Origin of the sequence: Methylophaga sp. UBA1464, from assembly GCF_002325665.1 — a bacterium.
Classification (GTDB): domain Bacteria; phylum Pseudomonadota; class Gammaproteobacteria; order Nitrosococcales; family Methylophagaceae; genus Methylophaga.
Genome location: NZ_DCSO01000090.1, coordinates 1 through 2022, shown reverse-complemented (window position 1 = coordinate 2022; position 2022 = coordinate 1). Strand labels below are relative to the sequence as shown.

The following is a 2022-nucleotide window of genomic DNA, read 5'->3' as shown; positions in this document are numbered from 1 at the left end:
TTTATCTTGTACTCCAGCTTCCATCGCAAAATCACTAGAGCTATTGTTAAATTTACCTATTTCAGTACCACCATCTTTAAAACTGATTTCACCTACCATCGCCAGGCTGATACCCATGATGCAGGCACCTTCCATTTGTGAACGTATTCGCTCCGGATTTACTTGTGGCCCACAATCTACAGCAATATCGATTCGTGGAATGGTTAAGTCGCCATCCTCAGAGACTTCTACTTCAACAATTGCCGCAGTATAGGTGACAAAACTGTAATGGGTCGCCAGTCCAAGGCCTCTGCCTGCAGGTAAATCACGTCCCCAGTTGGCCTTTTCACAAACCGCCTCCACAACACGGCGTAATCTTCCCGTATCCAGCGGATACTCCTCTGGTGATTCGCCGTAGTTCCACTCATCTTTTAATTCAACCGGATCAATTTTTCGAGCAGGGCCAATCAGATCCAATAAAAAGGCTTTATGGTCTTGTCCTAATTCATCAGCCATTTCCGCAATAAACGATTGGATAGCAAAGGCGCGCGGAATATTGGCCACCGATCGGAACCAGCCAATACGGGTATGCGCTTTAGCGGCAGGATTTTCCAGTTGAATATTATCAATGGCAAAGGGAATATTCATCACCCCCATGCCCAGCTCAATGGGCATCTGATGCACGGAAGACGCATCAAAAGTCGAAGAAATTGACGGCGCCACAGTGCGATGTAACCAACCTGTGGTTTTACCATCAGCATTTACTGCCGCTTCAAGATGTTCAATCGAAACCGTGTGCAGGTAGCCATTATGTAAATCGTCTTCGCGACTCCAGGTGACCTGTACAGCACGCCCATCCATTGCTTTGGAAAGCAAGGCCGCTTCGACCAGATAATCGGGCTTGGATTTACGGCCAAAACCACCACCCAGCAATGTGACATGAACGGTGACATCATCAGAAGATATATCCAGCCATTTAGCGACTGTGTCTTTACTGGCTTGGGGCGCCTGAGTCGGGGCCCAGACTTCACATTTTCCATTCTGAATTCTTGCAGTGGCAACCGGTGGCTCCATCGGTGCCTGCGATAAATGCGGGATGTAATAATCTGCCTTGAAGGTTTTATCAGCGGTTTCTAATGCTTTGCTCACATCACCACTGCTGCGCAACACTTTGCCGCCGGAAGATGAAGCGGATTTAAGCATCTGCTGACGGTATTCATCAGTGTTATAGCTGGCATTTTCGCCATGTTCCCACTCGATTTTCAGTTTTTCACGGCCCTGCATGGCTGCCCAAGTATTTGCAGCAATGACGGCAATGCCACCAAGAGGATTAAAAACTGCTGGCGGTGGACTGCCTTCCAGTGTCACTACCTTAATAACGCCCGGGACTTTCATCGTCTCAGAGTCATCAAATGACTTTACCTTGCCACCATAGACGGGAGGGCGGGCAATCACCGCATGCACCATACCGTCAACCTGAACATCAATACCGTATATAGCCTTGCCAGTAACAATATCTTCACCGTCAATCAACTTGGTGGATTGCTTACCGATATAGCGAAACTTATCCGCTGGTTTTAACTGCAGTTTTTCACGTTCAGGCACATCCAACGCCGCTGCCGCTTTGGCAAGTTCACCGTAACCGATAGTTTTGCCAGAGGATTGATGTTTGATCTGATGATTTTCAGCAAATACTTCATCTACCCCAACCCCCCAATGTGCGGCGGCGGCAGCTTCCAGCATCATTCTGGCGGCGGCTCCGACATTTCGCATCGGCATAAAGAAGTGTCTGACGCTGCGGGAGCCATCCGTATCCTGATTACCATAGCGTTCCTCATCACCGGGCGCCTGGATGACCTTTACCCGATCCCAGTCGGCTTCCAGTTCATCAGCCACCACCATCGGTAAGCTGGTCCGCACGCCCTGCCCCATTTCTGCACGATGACAGACGATCGTGACCGTACCGTCCTCCGCAATTGCCACAAATACCAAGGGATTATCCACCCAGCCATTTGGCATCGCATCACGACCATATTTGGGCGT

At 49.5% G+C, this 2022-nt stretch carries 1 protein-coding gene; it reads right to left on the bottom strand.

Annotated elements, in window-relative coordinates; genetic code table 11:
- The coding region (locus B3O33_RS12020; protein WP_292363687.1) for a xanthine dehydrogenase family protein molybdopterin-binding subunit at window positions 1-2022 on the bottom strand (2022 nt) is incomplete at both ends.